Source organism: Propionibacterium acidifaciens (genome assembly GCF_003798325.1).
Taxonomy (GTDB): Bacteria; Actinomycetota; Actinomycetes; order Propionibacteriales; family Propionibacteriaceae; genus Propionibacterium; species Propionibacterium acidifaciens.
In genome coordinates this window covers 1,469,126-1,494,860 of sequence record NZ_CP033719.1, presented here as the reverse complement: position 1 = coordinate 1,494,860, position 25,735 = coordinate 1,469,126, and the positions used below count along the sequence as shown (strand labels likewise).

21 protein-coding genes and 1 pseudogene are annotated in these 25,735 nt (G+C 70.9%); 10 read left to right on the top strand and 12 right to left on the bottom strand.

Translation table 11 applies throughout. From position 1 onward, the window contains the following. Positions 1-17: 17 nt before the first annotated feature. The 3 genes from EGX94_RS06290 to lanKC form a co-directional block, all read right to left on the bottom strand. Entirely contained in the window at positions 18-1,085 is a 1,068-nt protein-coding gene (locus tag EGX94_RS06290) for an IS630 family transposase (protein WP_081707297.1), read from the bottom strand. Positions 1,086-1,295: 210 nt separating this feature from the next. Further along, positions 1,296-1,433 (bottom strand): SapB/AmfS family lanthipeptide, encoded by a 138-nt coding sequence (locus EGX94_RS14320; protein ID WP_123826057.1) that lies wholly within the window; start codon positions 1,431-1,433, stop codon positions 1,296-1,298. A gap of 711 nt (positions 1,434-2,144) precedes the next feature. Then, complete coding sequence (lanKC, locus tag EGX94_RS06280) at positions 2,145-4,847, bottom strand: class III lanthionine synthetase LanKC (protein ID WP_051383728.1); 2,703 nt, start codon at positions 4,845-4,847, stop codon at positions 2,145-2,147. A 407-nt stretch (positions 4,848-5,254) separates the two neighbouring features. Here lanKC and EGX94_RS06275 point away from each other — a divergent pair, with 407 nt between their 5' ends. The 3 genes from EGX94_RS06275 to EGX94_RS06265 all read left to right on the top strand — a co-directional run bounded on the left by EGX94_RS06275 (position 5,255) and on the right by EGX94_RS06265 (position 8,997). After that, a complete protein-coding gene (locus EGX94_RS06275; protein WP_021796581.1) occupies positions 5,255-5,974 on the top strand; it encodes a response regulator in 720 nt (239 codons plus the stop codon). After that, on the top strand, positions 5,971-8,019 hold the full coding sequence (locus EGX94_RS06270; protein WP_021796583.1) for a prolyl oligopeptidase family serine peptidase: 2,049 nt from the start codon (positions 5,971-5,973) through the stop codon (positions 8,017-8,019). The genes EGX94_RS06275 and EGX94_RS06270 overlap by 4 nt, the downstream gene beginning before the upstream one ends. Before the next feature lie 348 nt (positions 8,020-8,367). Further along, positions 8,368-8,997, top strand: coding sequence for an HXXEE domain-containing protein (locus EGX94_RS06265; protein WP_021796579.1), 630 nt, complete (start codon positions 8,368-8,370; stop codon positions 8,995-8,997). Positions 8,998-9,278: 281 nt separating this feature from the next. On the opposite strand, the gene EGX94_RS06260 is transcribed toward EGX94_RS06265, so the two are convergent. Further along, on the bottom strand, positions 9,279-12,572 hold the full coding sequence (locus EGX94_RS06260; protein WP_021796587.1) for a DEAD/DEAH box helicase: 3,294 nt from the start codon (positions 12,570-12,572) through the stop codon (positions 9,279-9,281). Between the two features lie 234 nt (positions 12,573-12,806). Between EGX94_RS06260 and EGX94_RS06255 the strand changes: the two genes are divergently transcribed. The 4 genes from EGX94_RS06255 (at position 12,807) to EGX94_RS06235 (ending at position 15,960) form a co-directional block, all read left to right on the top strand. Beyond that, on the top strand, positions 12,807-13,601 hold the full coding sequence (locus EGX94_RS06255; protein WP_021796582.1) for a deoxyribonuclease IV: 795 nt from the start codon (positions 12,807-12,809) through the stop codon (positions 13,599-13,601). Positions 13,602-14,106: 505 nt separating this feature from the next. Further along, positions 14,107-14,373, top strand: a complete 267-nt coding sequence (locus tag EGX94_RS06245) for a hypothetical protein (RefSeq protein ID WP_043120384.1) — start codon at positions 14,107-14,109, stop codon at positions 14,371-14,373. Positions 14,374-14,607: 234 nt separating this feature from the next. After that, complete coding sequence (locus EGX94_RS06240; protein WP_021796576.1) at positions 14,608-15,300, top strand: glutamine amidotransferase; 693 nt, start codon at positions 14,608-14,610, stop codon at positions 15,298-15,300. 75 nt (positions 15,301-15,375) lie between these two features. Further along, a complete protein-coding gene (locus EGX94_RS06235; RefSeq protein WP_021798808.1) occupies positions 15,376-15,960 on the top strand; it encodes a TetR/AcrR family transcriptional regulator in 585 nt (194 codons plus the stop codon). A gap of 21 nt (positions 15,961-15,981) precedes the next feature. On the opposite strand, the gene EGX94_RS06230 is transcribed toward EGX94_RS06235, so the two are convergent. From EGX94_RS06230 to EGX94_RS06220, 4 genes are all read right to left on the bottom strand, one after another. Then, positions 15,982-16,779: a helical backbone metal receptor gene (locus EGX94_RS06230; protein WP_021798810.1), complete on the bottom strand. Its 798-nt coding sequence runs from the start codon at positions 16,777-16,779 to the stop codon at positions 15,982-15,984. A 198-nt stretch (positions 16,780-16,977) separates the two neighbouring features. Further along, positions 16,978-17,175, bottom strand: a complete 198-nt coding sequence (locus EGX94_RS13770; protein ID WP_196807800.1) for a DUF4276 family protein — start codon at positions 17,173-17,175, stop codon at positions 16,978-16,980. Between the two features lie 14 nt (positions 17,176-17,189). Next, a complete protein-coding gene (locus tag EGX94_RS14315) occupies positions 17,190-18,002 on the bottom strand; it encodes an AAA family ATPase (protein WP_404825148.1) in 813 nt (270 codons plus the stop codon). After that, on the bottom strand, positions 17,983-18,768 hold the full coding sequence (locus EGX94_RS06220; RefSeq protein WP_226906057.1) for an AAA family ATPase: 786 nt from the start codon (positions 18,766-18,768) through the stop codon (positions 17,983-17,985). The genes EGX94_RS14315 and EGX94_RS06220 overlap by 20 nt, the downstream gene beginning before the upstream one ends. Before the next feature lie 147 nt (positions 18,769-18,915). Here EGX94_RS06220 and EGX94_RS06215 point away from each other — a divergent pair, with 147 nt between their 5' ends. Beyond that, complete coding sequence (locus tag EGX94_RS06215) at positions 18,916-19,353, top strand: hypothetical protein (RefSeq protein WP_123826053.1); 438 nt, start codon at positions 18,916-18,918, stop codon at positions 19,351-19,353. A 14-nt stretch (positions 19,354-19,367) separates the two neighbouring features. Here EGX94_RS06215 and EGX94_RS06210 read toward each other — a convergent pair whose 3' ends face one another. Then, positions 19,368-20,492 carry a thiolase family protein gene (locus tag EGX94_RS06210; RefSeq protein WP_123826051.1) on the bottom strand — a complete coding sequence of 375 codons (1,125 nt, stop codon included), beginning with the start codon at positions 20,490-20,492 and terminating at the stop codon, positions 19,368-19,370. Further along, positions 20,489-21,454 (bottom strand): AMP-binding enzyme, encoded by a 966-nt coding sequence (locus tag EGX94_RS06205; RefSeq protein ID WP_123826049.1) that lies wholly within the window; start codon positions 21,452-21,454, stop codon positions 20,489-20,491. Before EGX94_RS06205 ends, EGX94_RS06210 begins: the two co-directional genes overlap by 4 nt. A 339-nt stretch (positions 21,455-21,793) precedes the next feature. On the opposite strand from EGX94_RS06205, the gene EGX94_RS06200 reads away from it, so the two are divergent. Continuing rightward, positions 21,794-22,027 (top strand): hypothetical protein, encoded by a 234-nt coding sequence (locus EGX94_RS06200; RefSeq protein ID WP_148083274.1) that lies wholly within the window; start codon positions 21,794-21,796, stop codon positions 22,025-22,027. A gap of 401 nt (positions 22,028-22,428) precedes the next feature. Further along, positions 22,429-23,019: pseudogene (locus EGX94_RS14310) on the top strand (iron chelate uptake ABC transporter family permease subunit); the annotation flags it as partial. Positions 23,020-23,187: 168 nt separating this feature from the next. Here EGX94_RS14310 and EGX94_RS06185 read toward each other — a convergent pair. Continuing rightward, entirely contained in the window at positions 23,188-24,585 is a 1,398-nt protein-coding gene (locus EGX94_RS06185; RefSeq protein WP_123826047.1) for a cation:proton antiporter, read from the bottom strand. A gap of 241 nt (positions 24,586-24,826) precedes the next feature. Then, complete coding sequence (locus EGX94_RS06180) at positions 24,827-25,690, bottom strand: serine hydrolase (RefSeq protein WP_123826045.1); 864 nt, start codon at positions 25,688-25,690, stop codon at positions 24,827-24,829. Positions 25,691-25,735 lie beyond the last annotated feature (45 nt).

The window sequence follows — 25,735 nt, the reverse complement described above, 5'->3', positions numbered from 1 at the left end:
CCGACGAGGTATGGCGGTCATGAAACAAGATCGTTTTCGGTGTCGCGGGGTGGGAGGTGTTCGAAGTCGTAGTCGAAGGTGCGGCCGGTGATGTATGAGGCGAATGCGCCGAAGGTTTCTTCGGGGGTCTCGCGCTGGATGTTCGCGGTGTTGTTCTTGGCCGCGTTCCGGACGTGCTCGACCGGGTTGTGGTCGGGCGCGTACGGTGGCAGATGGATCGGGGTGATGCGTTCCAGCAGTTGACCGGGCTCGTAGAGACCGGTCAGCATCTTGGCGTGGTGGAACCGGGCGTTGTCGAGGACGACCGCGATCTTCTCGGTGTCGGTTTCGCGTTGAAGTCGGTCCAGCGCGAGGATTGTCTGCTCGGTGTTCTGGTTCCCCTCGATCGGATACAACTTGACCTTCTTGCTGGTCAACGAGAGAGCACCGAAGAACGACTGGGACGTCTTCTTCCGGTCCACGGACAGTTTGGTGCGCTGTCCTTTCGGGAGCCACATGCGGCGGGTCTCGGCCTCATGCTCCAGGCGCACCTCGTCTGCCGCGTACACCTCCCAACCGGCGTCCAACAGGTCCTTGACCTGGGCTTTCACCTCGACCATGCGCCTGGTGACGGCCTGCTCGTCGCGGTGCTTGTCGAACGGGTCCGGCAGCTTGAAACTCAGCCCGCAGAACCGCAGGAGCAGCTGGTACGAAGAATCTGACTCGTACTCGACATCGAACAGGATCTTCACGACGTCACGTATCGCTGGGACGTCCCAGAACTCGGCATCAATCCCGGACTGTGAGGGCGGCTGGGCCAAGACGGCCTTGAGGTCTTCCTTCTGGGCACGGGTGAGTTTCGCCGCGTTCTGGTTCCCCGCATGCCCGGTCAGCACCGAGCACATCCTGCTGTCCCGCCAACCGGCCAGCCACTCCCGGATGGTTTTCACGCTGCGCTCAACCATTTCAGCGATGATGCTCACATCAACGCCTCGAGAAGCGTACAGGATCGCTTCTGCTTTCATCCGCACCAACACATAATTGTCCGCGCGCTTCTTCCACCTGATCAGGACGGCGGTTTCTTCCCCGGTGACCTCAACCTGCATGTCCCAATCATATCCGAAACAGCACAGGAAATCCACGAAAAATACGGTTTCGTTTCATGACGGCCATAGCTGCGCATGCTGGACGGAAGGTCCTCCGGGTGGCGTCTTGCTGCGTTCTCAGACATGAGGGACTGTTTTCCTTTCTCCAAGTGGCTGCGGGGAACAGCGACGTTCCCCACAGCCACTGGCGGTGAACGGGTGGTCAGACCGTCAAACGGTCAGGCAGACGGCCACGGAGGCGAAACTCACCGAACAGAGGGAACAGCTGGCGAAACTGACGGGATTGCAGGTTCGCATTCCACCGGTGGGTTCGGTCTCGGTTCGTTGCAGATCCAGTATGTACTGCATGAGATGTCCTTTCTACTCGTGAGGCTTTGAGGATTCGTTCAGCAGAACCAGGTGCTGAACGAACTTCCGCAGAGCGCCAGACTGCTGCTGCTGGTGATCGTGCGGTCCATGTCTCTGGCCTCCTCGACGAGGCCCTGCATTCTCAGGACTTCCGACATGATGAGCTCCTTGCCGCCAGGTGTCTGGCAGGTGATTGATTCTGAGTCTGCTCGCGCAGAACGGCGGACTGCCGCCTGTCATTGTTCTGCATCCGATGCATGATTCGCGTTGATTCTTCGGCTTCAAGGGCCCCTTGACGCCGATGCGTGTCAGCAGATGGCGGCGCTCCAAGTGCTTGCACATCCGACGAGGCTCCATGAGCTGCACATGCGAGTGGTGCGATCGGTCGATTCCGAACCCTGAAGTGACAGGATGTATGACATGATTTCTCCTTTGAAATGGTTTGTGGTGGTCAGCAGACGATGACACTGTGCGTACTGAAGCAGAACGCCCAGCTGTTGGTGCTGGGGAATCTGGTGTCCTGCTCCTCGGAATTGATTCCCTGCATTTCCAGAATTTGTGACATGGTTCATCCTCTTTTCGTGTTGGCGCTCTTCAGCAGAACCAGATGCTGCGGGTGCTGTAGCATGTCCAGTTGGACCAGTTGCTCGGGCTGCGGGTAGGCTCGGAATGTGTGTCGAGCGACTGCAGAACGAGGATTCCGTGCATGGTTCACCTCCTTTCCATGATGAGCTCTGACGATGCTCCCCGCCATTCATTTCCGCTGTGACCCACGCTGATCCGGTCCAGCAGTGGGGTGCGGAACAGATTGGGAGGGACGATCTTGAGGTGGCGGCTCTCGTACAGTCGGAGGACGGACAGGACGCCTGCGCTCCCGGAGGACCAGTCACACGAGAGCCGCATGAGCTGTTCTCCTGGAAAGACGATTCCGGTGCCACGTACCAGGGCATGCAGGTTCAGCAGTCGGGCTTGACGCGCCAGGACCTCTTCGTCGCTGATCGATGCCCACGGGCACTGGAGCAGGCGGTCCGCGAAGAGAAGAAAGCCGGCGCGGCCGTTGAACAGATTGCTCTGCACCGCGAAGGGCGGGACGAGCGTCCGTTCAATGCCGTGAAGCGTTCTCACGAGTTCATCGGTGGGCCTGTGCTCGAGCAGGCGCATGATCACCAGACCGATGCCGATGGATCCAGTTGCCAGATAGGGCAGCACTCGCCAGCCCTCGTTCAGCTGCAGGGAGCCGTCAGGTGTCTGGACCAGCAGGGCGAGGTCCCTGTCCAGGGCGGTGCTCGCCCGATCAGGATCGGTGTCGTCGCCCGTGAATTCATGACTGCAGATCCAGTACAGGGCCTGACCGGCCATCCCCTGCATCAGTCCGCCCTTGCCCACTGCGGCTGTCGCTGTGCCATTGACCTCTCGGACAATGCTTGAGCGGTCCTCGTCAAAGCGGTCGAGCATCACCTCGTGAATGGCGGCGATGGTCTCGTCGTAGTGGTGCTGGTTGTGTCTGCGGGCCTGGTCCATGAGGCAGATGCCGATCCCGGACAGTCCTGAGTAAAGATCACTGGGAAGACTTGGCAGATGAAGTGTCCTGACCTTTTCAAAAAGCCTGTCAGCCGCTTCTCCTCTGCCGAGACGGTCGAGTGTCCATGCAGCTCCAGCAAGACCGTTGTAGAAGCCGAACGAGGTCTTGCTCGAGTCGGCCGCGGTTTCCTCGATCCAATCGAGCACGTCCTCCCGCTGCCGTGCCTCAGGGTGCGCCAGGAGAACACCGCATGCCCCTGTTGCGATCCCGTAGCCGCCCTCGTCGAACTGGCTCACGTCACCGGGCCAGACACGGTCGGGCCGTGACAGGTCGAGTGCTTCGTCCAGGCCGCGGACGATCGCGGCATCGATCTCAGCAACTGCTTCGGGATCATCCATGCACCATGCGTCCCGTGCCACCCGTGCGCGTCGTCGCAGCGGTGCCGGATTGTCATCGGTCACTGTCAGTGAGATGTCGGCGACGATCGAGGCGCAGAACTCATCACTCAATGCATAAAATTGTCTGGCATGTTCGACCAGACCTCGCAACTTGCTGTGATCCAGCGGCAGGAGGACCGTGAGTGGTACGAACATCGACAGTTTGATGCAGCCCAACCCGTAGAGATCAGCTGCAATTCCTGTGCGGCCGTCCTCGGCGATGTACCCAGGTGCCCCGGCGGGCGCGCTGGTCGGGTCGTCGACGTCATGGGCCATCTCGAAGTCGATGAAGCGGATGTCCCCATCGGGGGTGACGATGATGTTGTTCGGGTGCAGGTCCCCGAAGACGATTCCATGCTCGTGAAAAGCGTGGACTGTTCGCTCGACCTTCGCAAGGGCGGCCAGCGCCCAGTCGCGGTAGTCAAGTATTTCTCGATTGCCGACTCCTGCCCGGATCTCTGGGCTGCGCATGACCATTTCGCTGTTGAGGGTCGTGCCCTCGATCAGTTCCTCCTCCATGAAGCAGTGCTCGCCCGCTTTGAACACACGGTGGCATCTGACGACTTCAGGGAGGTCGGCCAACCGGTCGAGGAACTCTGCTTCACGGAGCAGACGTGCCACCGCATCGGTGCCATCCGGCGAGATGCCTGCATGGGGGCGGGCCTCCTTCAGCACGACCGGATGCTCCTGGCCGTCGGGGATGGCCCGATAAATTCCGCCCCCGTTGCTGAAGTGCATCGCGTCGAGTACTGCATAGGGGAACTCTTCGGGTCGGTCACCAGAATTCAGAGCGTCCATCTGTGCTCGGATGAAATCAGGGATCTGCACCCATTCCGGCGGACGGAAGACCGGCTGGCGATCGTCTTCGACCAGTTCTCCTGACGGATTCCTGATCGCTGGGCTCAGCTCGTCGGTGCGTGATCTCATGAGCAGCGGACGGAAGCCGCCGTAACGCAGGTAGACAGGGCCTCCATGGTAACGGATGTCGCTGAGGATGTAGGGCCCCTCGGCGCCGCCGATGATCGCGTCCAGTTCTGCGGCAATGCGAGCGCACTGCTCATCGTCATCGGGATAAATGGTGATGAATTTTCCGCTGCTGCCACGATGCGCGTACTTCATGTTGGTCCGCATGAGCTCCGTCCGGGTCGGCAGGAACTTGAACGGGACGGCAGACGCATGGCAGTAGGATGCGACGTCTCCAAGGAGTTTCTGCGCGTTTTCCATGGTGGCACTGACGTGAATCTTCCAGCCCTGCTCAGGCATGTTCATCCCAGGTGGCATCACATATTCCCAGCCATTCCCCGTGGACAGCGACCAGCTGGTCCAGTCGCGGTCGCGGGGAAGTTCGAACCGTCGCGCTCCCGAACCATTCGTCGTGTCGCGTTTGATGTCGTAGAACGCCGGGTCGGCGTAGCAGAACGCGAGATATTTCATGTCCATCGGGTCTGTCTCCATTGGAATAGTCATGACTTGTGGAATCCCCATGGTGGAGTTCTCGCTCGCTTGTTGTGTCCTGGTTCGATCCCGCATCCAACGCGCGATCCCTTGATGGGGTGATTCGATTGTGATGGCTGCCGCCCGCTTGGTCCAGATCTGTGACGACCAAGGTACGAGTGCGGGACTGGACCAAAGGAGTAGCCGCCGCCGGCGCAGGTGAACCTTGCGGCAGATGTCGACCGCGACGGATACCGAGCGGGGGAGCGGCCCCCGTTATCCTGTGTCGGGTTCTCCGCCCCGCCCGTGTCCCGGGCGAACTTCTCGGGGTTCCCGACGGGGGTCCCCGGGGCTATCGTGGATGGCGCCACAGCCTCGTGCCGAGGCCCACCCCCGTCCTGGTGGACGGGCTGATCCCAGGAGGGACCATGCAGCAAGATGAATCGGCAGGCATCGACGCCCCCGATCCCGAGGACCCCGGTACGGTCACTGTCCTGATCGCGGATGACCAGGCGATCATCCGCCGTGGACTGCGGGATTTCCTCGGCGAGAGTCCCGACATCGAGGTCGTGGCCGAGGCCTCCACCGGTTACGAGGCCGTCTCTCTGGCGCACGCATGGCGACCCGATGTGATCCTCATGGATCTGCGGATGCCGAAGGGCAACGGGTTGGAGGCTACACGGCAGATCCTGGCCGAGTCTGACCGATCCAAGATCCTGATCCTGACCACCTTCGAACGTGACGAGTACCTGTTCGTCGCCATGGATCTCGGTGCTTCTGGATTCGCCAACAAGGATCTCGATCTCGATGATCTGTCCGAGGCGATCCGTACGGTCGCCCGAGGCGGCTGCTGGCTGAAACCACGGTTGGCTGCTCGGCTGGCGGCCGAGTTCGCGAACCGCAAGCCGGTGCCCGTTCCGACGGCGGGGGCCGCTCCGGAACTGCTCACCGTGCGGGAGCGTCAAGTGGCTGCTCTCATCTCGGACGGATTGAGCAATCAACAGATTGCGCGTCGTCTCCACTTGGAGGTGACGACGGTGAAAGCACATATCGGGTCGATATTCAACCGGCTCGACATGAACAACCGGGTCCAGATCGCCATCTGGGCGCATGACAGGCAGTTGGTCTTCTCGGCGGAGGATGAATGATGAACGGAGCCGGGCCGATGGCGACCATTTCGCATGTCCGCAGCTGGACCGATCAGTGGGAGTGGCTCAGGAACAGCCCAGATGAGTTGCAGCGGGTGCTCGAGGACGAGGCCGAGTGCAGCGAGCGGGTCCTTGCCGGGCCTGCCCGAAGGGCTGATGCGCTCGTGGGTGTTCCCGTTGCTGATCTGTTCTACGAACAAGCTTCGCAGCCCGCGGTGCGATCAGGGGACTTCTGGTATCTCATGGTGCTCGACGGGGAGGCCGGCAGTCCCAGCATAATGCGAGTGCCTCATGATTCCGACGAGCCGGAGCCGACGGCCACGGATCTCATGTCAGATCCACGTGCGCAGGTGGCGCTCAATGTCGCGGAATTGGCACCCGGGGCTTCACTCGGATCAGTCGTGTTCAGCAGTGATGGCAGGATCGTCTGCTGGACGGAGGACCCGGATGGTTCGGAATCCTACAGGGTCCATGTGACCTCGGTCGCCGGTCAGAAGGAGCTTCTTGACCCGATCGACGGTTGTTCTGGCAGTGTCGTCCTCGATGAAAAAGGGTCGCGGGTCGTGTGGGTCGGGCTCGACGGGACACGCCGGCCTGCGGCCGTCTTCGCCAAGAGTTTTTCTGATGGCCGGGTCACTGTGTTGCACCACGAGTGCGATGAGCGTCTGAGGCTACGAATGAAGCAGTGCGTCTCGGGAGATTTCCTCTTGCTGGATGCGGTGAGCAGGACCATGGTGCGACACTTCATCTCCCGCCTGGGCGCTGCCGATCTTCGACTTCGACAGGTTGCGGGCCTGCCATTCGAGGGACGGTCGACCCTCGATGTCGGAGAGCTGGACGGGCGTCCGGCCCTGTTCGCCACAGTCGCCACGGATGATCAACCGAATGGCCGTCTGCTGGTCCGCTTCATCGACCGCCTCGGCGGCGCAGAGGGGGACTGGAGGTGTCTCATCGAGCATGACGAGCGTTCCGTGCTGGCTCCGGTGCTGGTGACTCGTCGCAATCTCGTCATCGGGCGCCGCAGGGAGGGGCACCAGGGGATCGTCATCGCCAAGCCGACAGTTCCGTTGACGGGCATCCGTTCGGTGCGTGGCGCCACTGGTTCGGAATTGAGCGTCACGGCCCTGCCCGACTGGGATGGCTCGGTTCTCAGAGTGGGCGTCAGCTCCTATGTGCACCGGCCCCTGAGTGGCAGGGTCGACCTGGACGAAACCGAGCCGAGGGTCGAGCTGGCTGCGCTCAACGAGGATGTCTACGAGACGAAGGAACTTTTCGGCGAGACTGCTGATGGCGTTCGGATCCCCATTACTCTTGTCGGTCGGCGAGATCGCACCGGTCCCGCTCCCTGCCTGCTCAGTGTCTATGGTGCATACGGGGTGAATCAGCGCCCCAACTACAATCCGCTGCTTCTCAAGCTGCTCGACGCAGGCATGGTCTTCGCGGTTGCCCATGTACGCGGTGGAGGTGAGCTCGGCCCCCGGTGGCACACGGTGGCGACCGGCCTGGGGAAACCACTCACCTTCACCGACGTGCTGGCGTGCTTGGACGCCCTTGTCGCACGACGAACGGCTGATCCGAATCGTGTTGCCCTCATCGGCGGCAGCGCTGGAGGCCTGGCTGTGGGGGCGGTCCTCAATCTTGCGCCGGAACGGTTCAGGGCGGTGGTCGCCGACATGCCTTTTGTCGATCCGCTGACAACGATGATGCACCCGGATCTTCCATTGACGATCAGCGATCGCTCGGAGTGGGGGGACCCGTTGGCCGATCCGAGGATCTTCGAGTGCATCCGCGGATATTCACCGTGCCAGAACGTGCGTGACGCGGTTTACCCCCGGTGCTTGCCACGGTCAGGACGAGGGACGCGCGGGTTTCTCCGCTGGAGGCCCTCAAATGGATCCGTGCGCTGCGCACCACTGCGAGGGGCGGGCCCTTCGTACTGCGTGTTCGTTCCGGCGGCCAACTGCATGCTGCATCATTCGATGCGACGGTTCACGACACGGCTGTCCAGTACGCATGGATCGCCGATCAGCTCGGCGTTGACCTGACCGGCGGATGCCGGGGTCCGAATCCGTCACGCTGACCCAGCGCACGACCGTGCCCGAACGGGCCGCCATCGCCGCGATGGTCCTCATCATGGTGCTCTTCCCGCTGCCCATCCGGCCCGCGATCCCCAGGGGCAGTTCGGGCACGGAGGACGAGGTCCCGGGTTGGAAGAGAGCCTCGACCCGGTGCGCCATGACTCGTCCCGGACCGTCGTCGTGCGGCGGTGGACCGACGCGCGCGGGCATAGTGGCTCCTCTCCGAGGAGGTGATCGAGGGGCCCGGCGTGGGGCCCACCAGGGCGGCCGATGACATGGAGAACCTGTAAATGCACGATGACAAGGGAGTATATCATGATGTTCGGACATCGGAACGGGAACGGCGACCGCGGTGGCCAGGGGGTTCCCGTCGAGGCGACCCGGGGCCTGTTCTGGGCCTGGGTCGCCAACGACCTCGAGGAACTGACCACCATGGGGCCGTGGTCGAGGAGGCACGGCTCCGAGCTCGCGAGCAGACTCGCAGGGCGACTGCCGGGCGGGGCCCCCCGACGGGTGAGCGGCGGGCTGAGCGAGAGGCACGTCCGCGTGTCGATATCGATCATGGGATGCCTCATGCTCGCCCTCGCCGAGCGGGGCAGGGCGACCGGGGGCAGGTCCCGGCTCTATCAGGTGGGCCTGCTCGGTTTCGGCGTCCACGGCTTCACCCATCTGCTCAATTCGGCCGTGCGGCGCGGCTACACGCCCGGAGTCGCCACCGCGCCGACCGTCGTCATCCCGTTCTCGGCCTGGGCCGTCCGGGAGCTGGCGCGCAACGGGGTGCTGCGTCTCGACGGCAGGACGATCACGACGGCGCTCGTCGGCCTGCCCGTCACGATCCTCGGCATCCATGGCCTGACCGCGCGCCTCGTCGACCCCGAGGACGCCCCGGAGGACGTCGCCCCGGGGCGCACCACCCCTGGGGAGCGCACCACCCCTGGGGGCTGAGCCCCCAAGGCCGGGAGATGGGCTCGGGACTCGGCCGCTCCTCGCTTCTCCCGCCTCTTCTCCGGTTCCCACTTCGCCTTTGCGTTCGCACCTCGTACATGTCCAGGGTGTTGACCGAAGAGTGCGGTGGGAACGGAAGGTGAGGTGGGAACGGAAGGTGAGGTGGGAACGGAGGGGCGGCAGCGAAGCCGGGTGCGGGGCCGGGACCAGGCCGGAGGGGCGGTGCGGGGCCGGGCCGGTGGGCCCCGGTCCCGGACGGCACCGGGCCCCATGGCCCCGCCTCAGGCCAGCAGCCCGCGGATGTCGTCCAGGGTCAGGGCGCCGCTGCTCAGCGCCTCGTCGCCGACGACCTGGTCGAACAGCTCGCGCTTGCGCTGCTGCAGCTCCACGACCTTCTCCTCGATGGTGTCGGCCGACACGAGGCGGTAGACCATCACCTGCTTGTCCTGGCCGATGCGGTGGGTGCGGTCGATGGCCTGGCGCTCGGCGGCCGGGTTCCACCACGGGTCGAGGACGAAGACGTAGTCGGCCTCGGTGAGCGTGAGGCCGAAACCGCCCGCCTTGAGCGAGATGAGGAACGCCGTGGCGTCGCCCTCCTTGAAGGCCCGCACCCGCTCCTCGCGGCGGCGGGTGCGCCCGTCGAGGTACTCCCAGCCGATCCGCTCGGCGGTGAGGCGCTCGCGCACCAGCTTGAGGAAGCCCGTGAACTGGCTGAACACGAGCGCCCGGTGCCCGGCCTGGGCCAACGAGTGGAGCTGCTCGGCGAGCGAGTCGATCTTCTCGGAGCCGACGGCCAGGTCCGCCTCGTCGAGCAGGCCCGGGTGCAGGCTGAGCTGGCGCAGCCTCGTGAGGGCGGCGAGGATCTCGATGCGGTGCGTGCGGGAGCTGTCGTCGAGCAGCCCCAGCACGCGCATGCGGGTGGCGGCCAGCTCACGGTCGTAGATGCGGCGGTGGGCCCGCCCCAGCGTCACCGGCACGACGAACTCCTGCTTGGGCGGCAGTTCGGCGGCCACCTGCTCCTTGGTGCGGCGCAGCATGAGCGGGCGGGTGCGCCGGTGCAGCAGGGCGAGCCGGTCCGGCTCGTCGCCCGATTCGATCGGACGGGCGATGTCGGCCTGGAAGCGCCTCGGGTCGGGGAACAGGCCGGGCGCGGCGATCGACAGCAGACTCCACAGATCCATGAGGGAGTTCTCCAGCGGCGTGCCGGTGATGACGAGCCGCATGCGCGCCAGCAGGCGCCTCACGACGGCGTAGGTCTTGGCCGTGTGGTTCTTCACGAACTGCGCCTCGTCGAGCACGAGCAGGCTCCACTCCAGCGCGGTGAAGCTCGCCTCGTCCAGCCGTACGAGCGTGTACGAGGCCACGACGACGTCGGCGCCGGCGACGGCCCGGGCCAGCGGCACGCCCGACTTGGTGGCCGTCTGGTCGATGACGACGACCCGCAGCGAGGGCGCGAACTTGCGGGCCTCGCCCGTCCAGGCCGCCATGACGGAGGTGGGGGCGACGACGAGCGCCGGGCGCGCGAGCTCCCCGGTCTCACGGGCCCGCGCGATGAGCGCCAGGGTCTGCAGCGTCTTGCCCAGGCCCATGTCGTCGGCGAGGATGCCGCCCAGCCCCGCCGTCCACAGCGCGGCGAGCCACTGGTAGCCCTCCGTCTGGTAGGGGCGCAGCCGGGCCCCGATCGCCGCCGGCACGTCGGGCGGGGCGATCTCGTCCAGGTGCCCGAGCGCGGCGACCGAGCGCCGCCAGCGGGCCGAGGCGGCCGTGATGGCGCCCGAGGCCTCCAGGTCCTGCCAGGTCCCCAGGTCCCAGCGGCTCAGGCGCATCTCGCCCGTCCCCGGGTCGACGAGCCGCGCCGCCTCCTCGACGAGACGACGCAGCGGATCGAGCCCGGGACGGGCGAGGTCGATCCAGGCGCCGTCGTCGAGCATGACGTGGTCGTCGCCGGCGGTCAGGGCGGCCAGCAGCGCCGCCACTGGCAGCTCCCGGCCGTCGATCGTCACGACGACCGACAGGCCGAACCAGTCGGTCGAGCCGTCCAGGGCGGCGTCCTCCACCGCCGAGGTGGCGAGGGCCGCGTCATCGGCGTCGGGCTCGGCGTCGAGGACCTCGACGGCGAGCCTCGGTTCGCCGGTGAGCTCGGTGTACTCGGGACGGACGCCGATGCATTCGACGAGCACGTGCGGGTCGTCCTCCAGAGCGGGCAGCTCGCGGGTGACGAAGTCGAGGAGGGCGCGCCCGGTCAGCTCGGCGGTCTGCCCCCCGACGAGATCGCGGACCCGGTCCAGGAGGAGCCGCGCCCCCTCGTCCATGAGCCCGGCGGGGCAGCGCTCAAGCTCGAGCCTGGTGCTGTGGCCGGCCGAGGCGAGGGCGACCCCGCTGCGCAGCGCCAGCCGTCCGGGCCGGCTGAAGTCGAGCTGCACCCACAGGCCCCCGGTCGGCGGCGCGTCGATGTCGACCCGCGCGTCGCTGCTCGTCAGACGCAGGTTGCTGCGCAGCTGCGGGGCGTACAGGCCGAGGAAGCGCGGCAGATCGTCGGCGGGCAGCGCCAGCGAGGGCGCCGCCTCGAGCAGGGGCCGCAGGGCCGGGTCGACGGAGCGGTCGAGCTCGGTCAGCCGCAGCTCGCCGCGAGGCTCGGTGCGCAGGATGCCGTGGGCCGGCTCGCCCAGCAGCGTCCAGCCGGGGCGGAACGGCTCGGGGCGCCCGTCGCGGCTCAGCAGCACCTGCAGCTCGTAGTCGTCGCCGGCCGCCGCGAGGTTCAGGCCGAGGGAGGCCTTCGTCGGGTCCAGGTGGACGCGGGCGTGCCGGCGGTCGCCCAGGTCGTGCAGCAGCTCGACCCCCGCGTCGACGGCCCGGCGCAGCTGCGCCCAGACCTCGGAGGGCAGCGACTCGAGCGTCACGCGGTTCGCCGCGTGGGCGTCCCCGGAGCCCAGCAGCTGCGCCAGCCCCACGACGGCGGCCCGCTGGTCGGAGCGGGCCTGGACCATCGCCGGGGCCTCGACGAGATCGCGCCAGCGCACGCGCTTGCCGACCCAGTCCCCGTCCACGCCGGTGCGCAGCAGGTGCAGCCGCCAGCGGCCGGAGGAGACGTAGTCGTACCCGGCGATGCCGGCGTCCTCGAAGACGACGGCGAGCTTGCGCGTGCCGCCCTGCTCGGGGGCGAGCCGGGCCATCACGCGCTCCCACGAGCTGGTCGGCGCGGGCGCCGAGGCCGCGGCGCGGCCCTCGAGGACGAGCTGCGCGGCCGAGCGGGCGCTCATGAGCAGCGCGACGGCGTGCTTGCAGTCCCTGCCCTTGGGGCAGGTGCACGAGTCCGACCAGGTGATGACGCGCCGGCCCGCGCAGATGAAGCGGATCGAGGTGTCGTACGGGGACGACAGGGTGCCCTGCACGTGCCCCGAGAGGGCGTCGGGCCCCAGCCGCACGTCGGTGACGACGCCGGAGCGTTCGGCGTAGGCGGCGCCCCGCTCGACGGAGCGCTGCGGGTAGTGGTTGAGGAGGACCTCGTCGTCCAAACGGGCCAGCCAGCGCAGTGGCGCCGATGCGGCCGGATCGTGGTCGAGGTGGGCGTTCATCCTGTCCAGTCTAGGCGCGCGCACCGGGCCCGGGCGAAGGGTCCGGACCGGGTCGCCGCAGCAGGCGCGGGCCGTTCGCCGTGGGCGTCCGGGCGTCCGTCGCCCGCGCTCGCGGGCTTTCCGGAGCCGCTCGCGGCGAATGCTCGCGGGGCCTTTGACCGTTCGCGGCGAGCGCTCGCGGGTCCCGGCGGGGCCGGTCGGGGCGCCGCCCCGGGCGCCCACTAGGCTCACCGTATGTCAGTCCTGATCGGTGCCCACGTCGACGAGGAGGACCCCGTCGGCGAGGCCGCGGCGCGCGGCGCCGACATCGTCCAGATCAGCCTCGGCGATCCGCGGAGCTGGAAGGGCCCCGTCCTCGCCCACGGGGGCGGCCCGCAGGCGCTGCGGCGCGCGGCCGCCGACGCTGGGCTGGCGCTCGTCGTCCACGCGCCCTTCGTCATCAACGTGGCCAGCACCAACAACCGCATCCGCGTGCCGAGCCGCCGACTGCTCCAGAAGCACGTCGACATGGCGGCCGAACTCGGCGCGCTCGGGGTCGTCGTCCACGGCGGGCACGTCACCGCCGAGGACGACCCCGGGGCCGGGTACGAGAACTGGGCGAAGGCCGTGGCCGGGCTCGACGCCGCGGTGCCGATCCTCATCGAGAACACCGCGGGCGGCCGGCACGCCATGGCCCGCCGGCTCGAGTCGATCGACCGGCTGTGGACGGCGCTCGCGGCGGTCGATGGGGGGGACCGGGTCGGCTTCTGCCTCGACACCTGCCACGCCCACGGGGCAGGCCTCGGCCTCGACGGCCTCGTCGACCGGGTGCGGGCCATCACCGGACGCATCGACCTCGTGCACGCCAACGACTCGCGCGACGAGCCCGGAACCGGCGCCGACCGGCACGCCAATCTCGGCCAGGGCCTGGCCGACGCCGAGGCCATCGCACGCATCGTCGCCACGGCCGGGGCACCCGCCGTCGTCGAGACCCCCGGCGGGGCCGAGGCCCAGGCCGCCGACATCGCCTGGCTGCGAGCGAGGATCTGACGCGTCCCACCTCCGGCCCCTCCACCCCATGCCCGGGACGACGTCGCCCTCATGTTCGAGTTCAAGGCCGCGGCCTCCCGCCGGAGCCACCGCCCGGCCACCCGCGTGCTGGTCGGCGACGACCCCCGGCCTGGGACGTCGCCACCTACCGCGAGCTGGACGAGGGCGCCGAGAGCCTCGACGGCTTCGCCCCCGTCGACGGCCCGCTCGACGAGGGGCTGGCCGCAGAGGTGGACGCCCGACTGGCCGCGGCCACCGGCGACGACCTGATACAGCATCATCTGCGCCTCGGGCACCACCGGCGAGCCCACGGGCGTCATGATCGCCCACCGCGCGATGATCGCCGGGTCCCGCGCCCTCGACGAGATGCTCTCCTCCGGCCCCGCCGAGCGCTCGCTGTGCCTCCCGACGCTCTCGCACGCCCTCGAACGCGCCTGGTCCGCCCATCTGGGGTCGCACGGCTGCATGAGCACCTACGTCACCGAACACCCGGCGCATCGCCGAGATGATGGCGCTGGCGCGCCCGACGATGATGGTCGCCGTCCCCGAGCTCTACGAGGCGGCGATGGCCGGCGCCCGCGCCGAGGCCGGCGACTCGGGGCCGCGCAGGCGCCTCGTCGACTGGTCGCTCGGCGTCGTCGCCGCCGTGCAGGCCGCGTACAACCGGGGCGAGCGGCCCCGCTGCGCGACCGTCTGCGGCTCCTCGTGGCCGACCGGCTCGTCCTGGGCGGGATCCGGGCCGCGATCGGCGGGCCGGAGAGGATGCTCGTGAGCGGCGGCGCCCCGCTGTCGCGCGAGGTCCAGCCGTTCTCCGGCGCGGCCGGCCTCCACATCCTCGACGGCTACGGCATGACCGGGGCGGCCCCGCTCATCGCCTTCAACCCGCACACGCGCTGGCGGCCCGGCAGCGTCGGGCGGGTCATGAAGGGCGGGCGGCTGCGCATCGGCGCCGGGGCCGCGGGATGCGCACGCGCCGCGGGCGCGCATCCCGTGCGAGGATGCAGCCATGGGTACAGTCGTCGCCGTCCGCCACGTCGCCTTCGAGGATCTCGGCGTCCTCGAACCGGTGCTGCGCGCCCGGGGCCACTCGGTCACGATGCTCCAGGGCGGGGTGGACGAGCTGTCGGCGCTCGACGACGCCGACATCGCGGTCGTCCTCGGCGGTCCGGTGGGCGCCGGCGAGACCGACGCCTACCCGTGGCTCGTGGACGAGCGGCGCGCGATCCTCCAGCGCCTCGTCGGGCGGCGCCCCACCCTCGGCATCTGCCTCGGCGCCCAGCTCATGGCCTCGGCCCTCGGCGCCCCGGTCGTGGCGTCCGGCGGGCAGGAGATCGGCTTCGCGCCCATCGACCTCACGGACGCCGGCCGCGCCTCGGCACTGGCCCCGCTGGACGGCGAGCCCGTCCTGCACTGGCACGGGGACCGCTTCGAGATGCCCGCCGGCGCCCAGCGGCTGGCCACGAGCCCGGCCTGCGCGCAGCAGGCGTTCAGCCTCGGCCCCAACGTGCTCGGCCTGCAGTTCCACGTCGAGGCCGACCCCGGCGGCATCGAGCGCTGGCTCATCGGCCACGCCCGCGAGCTCGTTGACGCCGGCACCGACCCGCGCGCCCTGCGCTCCGACGCAGCCCGGCTGGGCCCGCGTCTGGCCGGTCTGGGAGGGCTGGTCATGGAGCGCTGGCTCGACGGCCTCGAGGACTGAGGGCCCGCCGCCCGCCCCGGCCGGCGCCCCGGCGCCGCCGAGGGGGCCGGGGCCGGCGCTGCGTAGACTGACGCCGTGCCCGAACAACCCCAGCCCCGAAGCGTTCACAGTCGTCAGGCGATCATCGAGGCGACCGCCGGTCTCATCGGCAGGCAGGGCGTCGGCGGCACCTCCGTCTCCGACATCATCAGGACCTCGGGCACCTCCGCCGGCGCGATCTACCACCACTTCGGCAGCAAGCAGGAGATCATCGTCGAGACCGCCCGCCAGGCGCTGCACTGGCCGATGACGGCGATCGCCGAGTGCTTCGACAACCCGGCCTCCCCGGCCGACCTGTTCGGCTACGCGGTCGAGGCGCTGCGCCTCGGCCCCGAGCTCGGCGAGCTGCTCGTCCAGCTGGGCGCCGGCGGCCTCACCGACGACGAGCTGGGGCGTGCGCTGCGCGCCGAGTTCAGCCAGCTGCGCGACGGCCTGGACCTGACGCTCGACTCGTGGGCCCGCAACCAGGGCGTGCCGCAGCGGCGCGTGCGGGGCCTGGCGCAGATGCTCGTCGGCCTCATCCTCGGCTTCGCCGCCCAGCGCGCCCTCGTCGACGACTTCGACGAGGGCGCCTACGAGGCCCAGGGCCGCGCGATGCTCACCGCCGCGGTGGCGGACTGACGCCGGGCGGGCCGGCGACCGTCATGCCGGCCGCGGGCCCAGCAGCGCACGGATCCGGTCGCGCGCGTCGACCATGCCGGGGCCGTACCAGACCACCGGCCGCTCGGGCAGGATCCGCACGTCGCGGCCGGGGAAGCACTCGGGCCCGTCGTCCGGCGCGAAGGGGTACGGGGCGTCCAGCAGGACGATGAGTCCGGCGTCCGAGCGCCGGATCGTCCCGGGGTCGACGACCGGGTAGCGCTGCCGGTCCCAGCCGGCGACGGGCAGCTCGGCCAGGGGGAGGCCCGTGCGCCGCAGCAGATCGGCGGCGTAGGTCCGCGGGCCGATGACCATCCACGGGTCGCGCCAGATGCACACGACGACCGACGAGACGACGGGCCCGTCGGCCCCGGCCCAGGCGCGGCGGGCCCGCCGCAGCCAGTCGGGCGGGGACCCCAGCCCGAGGGCCCGCCCGAACAGCCGCCCCATGCTCACCAGGGCCCCGTCGACGGTGGCCGCGTCGGTGACCCACACGGGTGCGCCGGCCGCGCGCAGCGCCTCGACGTCCTCCCGGCGGTTCTCCTCCTTGCTCGCGACGACCAGCTCGGGCGCCAGGGCGAGGATCGCGCCGAGGTCGGGGTCCTTCGGGCCGCCCACGCGGACGACCGGGTGGCCGGCCCGCTCGTCCAGGTCGGGCGGGAGGACGCAGAACCGGGTGGCGCCGACGACGCGCTCGGGGCAGCTCAGGGCCAGGGCCTCGGTGAGCGAGGGCACGAGGCCGACGACGCGCCGCGGCGGGGCGGCCAGGTCGACGGGATGCCCGAGGTCGTCGGTGGTCATCGTCTGCCTCCTGCCGGTGGGTGCGGGCGCCCGGTGCCCGCGGGCCGTGCCGCTCGCAGGTCGCGCCGGTGCCCGGGCGGTGGGAGCGGTCCGGCGCCCCGGAGCCCTCCTGCGGTGGGGCACCCGCGCCCTCTGGTCATCGACAAAGGTAGTGCCCCCGTCGCAGGAGGGGGAGGGCGCGGGGTCCCCCGGCCGGCTTCAGGGCACGATGATGCCCCGCCACCAAGCGGCGAAGACGGGGCAGCGTTCGAGGACGGCGCCGAGGCCCGCCTCGGCGATGGGAAGGGGTCCCGTGACGGTCCTGCTGCAGTTCGGATCGGCCCTCTCGAGACGCTCGGACGGGGCCGTGCCCGGACCGTCGTCGACGAGCTCGGGACCGCCGGCGCGCCCGATCACGTCCCTCGGCTCGTTCAGGGCCGGTTCCGGGAGCAGCCCTTCCCCCCGGGTCGGAGTCGATCGCCGCGAGGACGAGCGCCTCGATCTCGTGGAGCACGACGAGGGGCCTGAAACGGGGGTCCCGGTAGTGCTCGCGCGAGGCACCCACGAGAATCCTCTGACGCTCGATGCTGTTCCCCCGCGTCTCGTCCGGGAGCGCCCCCGGGTACCGGTCGTAGTCGATGAGGAGTCCGATCCGGTGGGAATGGCCTGCGGCGAGCAGACGGTGCAGGGCTCCGCCGTGGTGCTTCCAGCCGCCTCCGCCCCGGTGGTCTCCAGCGGGCGTGGCGGAGGTCGTGACGATCGTCGACGTGAGGCCGACGTCTTGAACGAGGGCCGCCGGTGCGAGAACCGTCCCTGACGAGCGCCTCCTCCGTCCGACCCTCGACGAGGACGGATGACCTGCCCCACCGGACCGCTCCCTCGTGCGCGGGGCCGCCACCCAGCGGGTTCATCCCCGGAGACTGCCCGTCGAGTGGTCCTCCAGGAAGGATGCGAGGAATCCCCCCATCGGACCGGGACACCTGCGTCGCGCCGGCGACCCCGCTCAGGACGACGATCTCGTCCAGCTCGAAGTGGGGGACCGACGGCACGGACTGGGTGGCCAGGATGACCTCGCGCCCGTTCCTGCCCGCGGTGCGGGTCATCTCCGCGGGCAGGTCGGTGGCCACGGGGTGCAGCCCGAGCTCGGGCTCGTCGAGGACGACGGTCGCCGGCGAGTCGGGCCCCGGCAGCAGGGCGGCCAGGCGGACGAGGCGCAGCGTGCCGTCACCGGCCTCCCGGGCCAGGAAGGTGCGATCCGGCCCCCGCTGTCCCCACCGCAGCCTGATCCGTTCCGAGGGATCCGGCCGCAGGACGAAGTCGTCGAAGACAGGGCCTGACGTGACTGATCGCGGAGACGATCCGGCGGTGGCGCCCGGGATGCTCCCGCTGGGCCCTGGGGGGATGGGCGGCGATGCTCCCCGCGTCCGAGCGCAGGGCCACGTCGTCTTCCGCCGTCGACCGGCCCTCGACCGGGGCGTGGCCGGAGACGTCGTCGAAGTGGAGGATCCGGCAGCCCTCCGGGATGGGGCGCACGTATGCGGCGAAGCCCCGGAGCCTTCCGGACGTTCCAGACTCGGCGATGCGACGGACCCGGCTCCGGGCGCCGAGACCCAGGTCCTCGTCGAAGGGCCGCTCGCGGTCACGGCCCGCCTGGAAGAGCAGCCATTCGTGGAGCTCCGCCTGATCGGAGCCGTGCACGGCATCGGGCCGGAGCTCCACCCGGTAGCCGTTCCGCCCGACCTCCTCGTCGAATTCGGACGTGAGCCCGATGCGGATGCGGTCCGCCCGGCCCTCGTCGCCCTCGAGGAGAGGATTGCTCGCGCCCCCGCGTCGGCGCGGGCACCCCCGGAAGGAGTCGTCCCAGGTGCGCGGGACGAGCTCCGGCGCGCTCACGAGGTTCGACTCGCCGGAACCATTGGCCCCGATGAGCACGGTGACGTCCGAGGCGAGCTCGAGACGACGGATCGAGCCGAGTCCCTCGATGGCGAGACGTCCCGGTCCGGCGGTCATGCGACGAGCCCAACCGCTGCCGGCGCTGGTGCGCGGGCCCGCCGGTCCGGACCGCGTCGCCCGGGCCATGACGACGGCGCCGGAGGCCCGACGGGGCGCGGATGCGATGATGGGCCCATCGCCACAGCACCTGCGGAGGTGGTCCCCATGTCCACTGAGGTCGACCGGCTCTTCTCCGGCCCCGATGCGGGGGAGCTGCCCGAGGGGGTCGGCATGGGCCGCATGGACTTCATCGCCCCGGACGAGGCCAAGAGCGTGCTCGACGGCGCACGGCAGGTGTGGCTGTCGATGGCGGGCCTCGACCACGGGGACTTCGCCGCCGGGAGCGCCCGCTCCGCCCTGCCCGAATGGTTCCGGAGGGCCTGCGAGGACCGGCCCGCCGGCTCCGACCGGATCTGGGACCTCACCGCCTGGCTGGCCTGGGCCGATCCCGCCGAGCGGGCCTGGCGCTGGTGGGATGCGAACGTCATGGACGAGTCCTACGGCTGGGTGCGCATCGTCCTGCACGAGTGGCCCTGCGCGGTGGGCGTGCTGGCCGCCACCCTCCACGCCTGCGGCGCCACCGAGGTCGGCTACGACGGCTGACCCGCGGCCGGGGCTCAGGGCACCGCCTCGACGACGACGGCCGTGCCCTGGCCGCCGCCGATCGCGATGGCGGCCAGCCCGTACCGACCCCGGCCCTGCCTGACGAGCTGGCTGAACAGCCGGGTCACGAGCACGGCCCCGGTGGCCGCCCACGGGTGCCCCAGCGCGATGGCGCCGCCCTGCGGGCAGTTGCGCCCCTCGTCGATGCCCAAGGCGTCGAGGCAGGCGAGCACCTGCCCGGCGAAGGCCTCGTTGATCTCGACGACGTCGAGCCGGCGGGCCTCGAGGCCGCAGCGCCCCAGCGCCCGGCGGCAGGCCGGGACGGCTCCCCAGCCGGGCCGGCCCGGGTCGCACGTCGCCGAGCGGACGGCCGTGATCCGCAGCGCGGGGCACCGGTGGCGGGCCCAGGTGCCCTCGTCGGCCAGGAGCACCGCCGCCGCCCCGTCGTTGACGCCGCAGGAGTTCGCGGCGGTGACGGTCCCGTCGGCGCGGAAGATCGGCCGGAACCTGGCGAGCCGCTCGACGGTGAAGCCCGGCCGGGGTCGCTCGTCGCGGTCCCTTCCGTCGACGGGGACGATCTCGTCGGCGAGGAGCCCGGCCCGGCGGGCCTCGGAGGCCCGCCGGTGCGAGGCGACCGCGTAGGCGTCCTGGCGTTCGCGGCCGATGCCGCACTCGGCGGCCAGCAGATCGGCCGCCTCGCCCATCTCGGGATCGGGGCAGCCGGGCGGCGCGAAGGGCGCCCGCTCGAAGAGCCGGGGCGGCCGCCCGTCCTCCGACCGCCAGTGGGTCAGCGGCTCGGTCGAGACCGACTGCACCCCGCCGGCGATGACGTAGCCGGGTTCGGCCGCCAACCAGTGGTGCCCGACCTCGATGGCGGTCAGCCCGGAACCGCACTGCCGGTCGATCGTGAGTGCGGGGACGTCCGTCAGGCCGGCGGCGAGCGCCGCGACGCGGGCGACGTTGCCGCCGGGGCCCCGCACATTGCCCATGACGACCTGTCGGATGAGGCCCGACTCCGGGCAGGCGCGGGCGAGCGCGGCGAGCACCGGCGCGGCGAGCCCGGTGGTGTCCGTGTCCCGCCACATGCCGTGGGCCGTGCCGATCGCGGTGCGCCGGGCGTCGACGACGTACACGCTCATCGCGTCAGCTCCTCGGCCAGGCGGCGCAGGTCGACCTTCCCGGCGGCCGTCCGCGGCAGCCGGGGGACGACCCGCCACAGGCGGGGCCGCTGCGGGCCGGACAGGTTCCGGCGGGCCCAGCCCCTCACGGCCACCAGGTCGTCGTCGTCGGTCACGACGGCCGCCAGCACCTGCCCCAGCCGGGGGTGGGGGACGCCGAGGAGGACGAGCCCGCCGACGGTCCGGGCGGCGAGCCGGGCCTGCAGCGGCGCCAGCTCGACGGTCGCGCCGCCGGTGGTGACCGCCCCGTCCCGGCCCCAGACGCGCAGCAGCCCGCCGTCCAGCTCGCCGCGGTCGCCGACCGTGACGAATCCGTCCCCGCGCCGGACGAGCCCGCCGGGCCCGGAGCGGTCGAGGCAGAGCCACGGCGAACGCACCCAGATGCGCCCGTCAGCGGTGTCGACCTCGACCGAGTCGAAGGGGCGCAGGTCCTGCGCGTGCCGGCCCAGCGCGACGAGCGAGAGCTCGGCCGCGCCGTAGTAGTGCAGCACCGTCCAGCCCCTGGCCGTGGCCCGTTCCCAGTCCCGCACGGGCAGTCCGTCGCCGGCGACGAGGGCCTTCATCGCCGGGCGGGTCCCGAGCGCCCCCGCGAGGGACGAGGGGGTCAGCGTCGCCCAGCTCGCGTGTTCGGGGCGCCGGCTCCAGGCGGCGCCGACGTACTCGCACAGGCAGGCCGAGAAGAGGTTCATCGTCGAGGTCAGCGGGCCGGGGAGCCACATCGTGTCGGCGGCGCCCAGCCCCATGCGCGCCGCCAGCGGCGCGAAGGAGTCCACCCAGGAGTCCGTGCTGCGCACGATGATGCGCGCGGCGCCCGTGGTGCCCGAGGTGCGCAGCGCAATCGGCGAGCCCTCGCGGTGGGCCCGCCAGAAGGCGGCCGTCGGGTCGTCCCCGCCGATCATCCGGGCTCCCGTCGTGCCGGTCATGCGATCACCCTCCCCGGGCGCAGGCGCCCCGCCGGGTCGTGCCGGACGCCCCTGCCCGGGAGTCGGCGCCCCTCCTGAACCGCGCCCCGTACTGAGTACTGAACATCGTTCAACACTGGGAGTGTAGCGCCCCGCCCGCGGCGGCGAGGCCGTTCGTCGGGTCCGGCGACGGGCGCCCGGGTCGGGGAGCCCCGCCGCGTAGCCGTCGGCGGCCTCCCAGCCCCCCGGCGCCGGTGCCGGCGCTGAGATCCCGGCCTCCTCGAGGCGGCGCGCCCACGTGGCCGACCGGATGAGCGCCGAGCGCGAGTCGGCCGGGCCGGTGATGCGGTGCACCGTCCGGTGCCCCAGGCCGAGCAGGTGCGTCATGGCCGCCCGCACGCCCTGCACCTGGTCGGCCGGGGCCGACGGGCAGCGCGGAGGGTCGAGTCCGAGGACGCGGCGGGCGGGCCCGCCGGCAGCGCGAGCCCCCTCGACGGCCGCGGTGCCGGCTGGATGACGACGAGCCCGTCGATCGCCTGGCGGGCCAGTCCGGCGTCCTCGGCCAGCGAGCCGGGGAACGAGGCGAGGCCGTAGACGCGGAGACGGTCGGACGTCCTGCTGAGGAACGAGGCGGTGGGCGCCTGCGACAGGCCGACGCCCCAGGCCGCGGCGTCGTCCTGGTGGTCCGTGAGCCAGTCCCGGGCCCGCTCGAGTCTGCCGAGGGAATCGGCGACGAGCTAGACGTCCTGCTTCCAGTGCGGGCCGGTGCTCTTCGTCACGACGGTCGGCGCCAGGGCGGACAGGCTCGCGTGGAGGATGTCGATGTCCTGCCGGCCGAGTTCACCAGGATGAGGTCGGCGTCGAGGGTGCCGATCGACTCGACGCTCGGCTCGGTGCGGCCGCGGCGGCGGCCCCGAGGCCGGGGCCGAGCGTTCGGCGCTGGATTCGTGCCGTCATGAGGGAAGCCCGAGCTCGTCCTCCGCTGTTCTCGTGGCATGTCCGGGGCCACTGCGCCGTCAGCTGGAATTCGTCGCCGAATGGCTCTCGCCCTGCTCCTCGTGCTCGCCGGCGTCGCACTCGCCGCGGCGCTCGACCCGGTCACCGGCACCATCACCATGTGCGACACCGACGTCTTCGACTCCTACCGCTTCCGGACCCTCGGCTCCTTCGCCGAGCGCGACATGCTCACGCTCGCCTGGGTCGGTCCGTTCATCGCCGCCGGGCTCGTCGTCGCCCCGGCCTGCGGGCGCGGTCTCAACGCGCTGGCCCTCGGCGACGAGCAGGCCGCGGCCCTCGGCGCCCGCCTCGGCGTCGTGCGCGTCGCCTCGCTCGTCGCCATCGCCCTGCTGTGCGGAGCCGCCACCGCGGCGGCCGGGCCCGTCGGCTTCGTCGGACTCGTCGTGCCGTACGTCCTGCGCGTGCTGGTCGGCGGAGGCTCCGGCGCCGATCGCTTCATCGTCCTCGACCGGAGACTGCCGCGGGCCATCGCGGCCCGGCTCGCCGGCGCGGGGGTGCGACCGGCCCGGCGGCGTCTCGTCATGCTCGTCCACGGGGTGCTGCTCGTGGCCGTCGTCGTGGCGGTCACCGGGCCGATCGGCTTCCTCGCCCTCGCCGCGCCGCAGCCGGCCCGGAGGCTGGCCGGCACTCCCGGCACCGCCTTCGGCCGAGCGTCGCGATGGGCGGCGCGCTCCTGGGCGCGACGGGTCTTCGCGCCCAGCGCGCGCTCGCGCCCTTCCAGATCCCCGTCGGCCTGGTCAGCTCGGCGCGCGGCGGCCTCCACCTGCTGCGGCTGCTCGGCCCCAGCCGGCGGGACGTCCGACCGCGGCGCCGGCGTCCGGTCGCTCCGTCGTTCCCGCGGCGCCGGGCCCCGGGAGGGCCCTGCCGGTCCGCCCCGACCGCGTCCTCCGGGCGGCGCGGTCCAGGCCGCGGGCGGCGAGCGGGAAGACCAGCACCGTCAGCGCGCCGGCAGCCACGAGGCACGAGCCCAGCGAGGCCGGCATGAGCTCCTGCGAGACGGCCACCTCGGTGACGGCCACGATGATCGGCAGCCCGGCCGACGAGTAGAGCGCCAGCTTCGCCCGCTCGGCCCCCGCCGCCACGCCCGAACCGGTGCTCGTGAAGCGCTCGGCCAGCCACACCGGCAGGCCCCGCGTCACGAGCACCGCGAAGAAGGCCGCGACGACGGTGAGCGGGCTCGAGCGCACGGCGTCCAGCGCGATGCCCATGCCGCTCATGACGAAGAAGACGGGGATGAAGAAGCTGTTGCCCAGCACCGAGATGCGCTCTTCGAGCGGGCCGGTGTGGTCGCCCACGATGAGCCGGAGGCACAGGCCCGCCATGAACGCGCCGAGCGCCACGTCGACGTCGAAGAGCGCGGCCAGCGCCATGAGCCCGGTGAGCAGCAGCATGATCGTCCGCATGGTCCCCTGGGTGAGCCGGTGCTCGCCGGTGCGGATGAACCAGTCGATGACCCGCTGGTAGACGTCCTGGCGCTCGGCCTCGCTCAGGTGCCGGAGCTGGTCGTTGACGCGATGGGCCGCCCGCCTCATGCGGTGGCGGGTGCCGAGCGCCAGACCCGCCGTGAGCACGCCGAAGCCGATGAGGACGAGCGCCCCGACCCACGGCGAGTTGCTCGACAGCAGGATCGCCATCGCCGCCACCGGGCCGAGCTCGCCGACCGTGCCCTGGGCCAGGAAGGCCCTCCCCAGCGGCCGGTCGAGCACGCCCTGCTCCCGCAGGATCGGCATGAGCGTGCCGAGCGCCGTCGAGCCGAGCGCGATCGCCAGGGCCGCCGCGTTCAGCCACCGGTGCCCGGGGACGATGAGCATGCCGACCCCGAAGCCGATCACCAGGCAGACGAGCCAGGTGAGGGCGGCGGACCTCGTCCGTCGTCCGACGAGGTCGTTCGGGTCGATCTCGTAGCCCGCCGACAGGAAGAGCAGGCCCAGGCCGAGCTGCTTGAGCATCTCGAGGTTCGTGGCGCCCGCCAGCTGCAGCCCCGAGGGGCCGATGAGCACCCCGAGGCCGAGCAGCAGGACCACCTCGGGCAGGACGCGCCGGGTCGCGTGTCCGATCGCCGGGGCGACGAGCGTCGCCAGCACGATCCAGAACAGCGAGACGCTGGTCGACGAGGAGATCTCCATGAGCAGCATCCGGCGATCCTATGCGCGGGGACCAATCGCGCGGGGAGCGATCCCGGGGAGGCCGAGGGCCGGTGCGGACGGCCCGGTGGGCCTCGGCCGCGCGGGGACCGAGTCGGTGGCAGCGGCGGATCCGGGCCGGGTCGACGATCCGGCGCCGCAGAGGTCGCGTCCGGCCCGCCGGGGCCCCGTGCCCGGACCGGGCGGCCCCTGCCGGGGCCGATCGGGGAGCACCGGCCCGCCGGGACCGCGCTCAGCCCTGGCCGCCGGCGCACCGGAAGGTCGGCAGCTCGCCCTCGTGCCGGGGCAGCCAGTCGCCCAGTACGTCGATCTCGTCGGTCACCGTCCGGTACTCGTGGCCGGTGATGACGACGCTCATCGCGACGAGGCCGGCGCCCGTGTCGATGATCCCCAGCTGGCGCATCGTCGAGACGCCGGTGCGCTCGTTGGTCCCCCAGCCTGACTTGGCGTGCCCGCCGTCGACGGTCTCGATGCCGACGGCCTGGGCGTCGACGAGGTCGGCCATGAGCGAGTAGACGCGCCGGGCCGCCCCGTCGTCCGAGCAGGCCAGCCACGAGGCGAATCGGGCCTGGTCGGCGCTCGACCACTGGGTCATGCCGAAGCCGGTGTCGCCGCCGAGCGCCGCGTTCGGCAGCGTCAGCGTCGTCGTGTCGCCGCCCTCGCGCAGCAGGTTGTCGACCCTGGTGCTGGACTGGTAGCCGCCGCCGAGCGTGTCGAACAGCGTGCTCGCCGCGTCGTTGCTCGACTCGGTGATCGCCTGCGCTGCCAGCTCGTCGAGCCCGTCGCCCTCGCGCAGCGCCTCGACGGCGATCGGCACCTTGATCGTCGACCACGCCGTGGACTCGGGCACCTGGCCGACGGTGACGACCCCGCCGTCGGCGGTCGCGACGGACACCTGGGCGTCGTCGGGGAAGGACGCCACGAGCTGTTCGAGGCGGGTCCGCAGCGCGTCCTCGGGCGAGTCGCCCCCGGCCGCCCCGCAGCCGCTCAGCGCGGCGGCGAGGAGGGAGCACGCGAGCGCCGCGCCGATGGTCCCGGTGAGGGGACGCGCGGACGCCCCGTCGGCGGGGACGCCCCTGGGCTGGTGCGATGGCATGGCGGTCCTTCCGGGGATGATGCTCCATTGTCCTCCGCGATTGTC